The organism is Actinophytocola xanthii (assembly GCF_001921205.1).
Lineage (GTDB): Bacteria > Actinomycetota > Actinomycetes > Mycobacteriales > Pseudonocardiaceae > Actinophytocola > Actinophytocola xanthii.
In genome coordinates, this window is sequence record NZ_MSIE01000134.1 from 1 (window position 1) to 657 (window position 657).

Annotated in this window: 1 protein-coding gene; it reads left to right on the plus strand. The window is 72.8% G+C overall.

What is annotated here, in order from left to right:
* A partial coding sequence (locus BU204_RS36960) for an acyltransferase domain-containing protein (RefSeq protein ID WP_143230027.1) occupies window positions 1-657 on the plus strand: 657 nt, incomplete at both ends.

A 657-nucleotide genomic window follows, 5' to 3' on the forward strand; every position in this document is an offset into this window, starting at 1 on the left:
GCCGGAGGTTGACCGTCCGCGGCGGGCCGCTGTGTCCTCGTTCGGAGTCGGCGGCACCAACGCCCACGTCGTCCTCGAGCAGGTCGATCCGGAGCCGGTGGGCACGACCGCGCCGACAGGCTCGCCGGTGCCCTGGGTGCTGTCCGCCCGGACGACGACCGCCCTGCGTGACCAGGCCGCACTCCTGTCGTCCGTGGACGGGTCGCCGGCCGACGTCGGCCTCAGCCTCGCGACCACCCGCGCCGCGTTCGAGCACCGCGCCGTCCTGCTCGACGGAGACCCCGCGCCGCTGGCCGAGAACCGGCCCAGCCCATCCGTGGTGCGCGGCGTCGCCGGCACCGACCGCCCCGACGTGGTGTTCGTGTTTCCGGGGCAGGGGTCGCAGTGGGTTGGGATGGCGGTGGATCTGCTGGAGGATCCGGTGTTCGCGGGCCGGTTCGACGAGTGCGCTGTCGCTTTGTCGTCGTTTGTGGACTGGGATCTGCGTGGGGTGCTGGGGGACGAGGTTGCGTTGGCGCGGGTGGATGTGGTGCAGCCGGTGTTGTGGGCGGTGATGGTGTCGTTGGCGGCGGTGTGGCGCCACTATGGGGTGGAGCCGGCTGCGGTGGTGGGGCACAGCCAGGGGGAGATCGCGGCGGCGTGTGTGGCGGGTGCGTT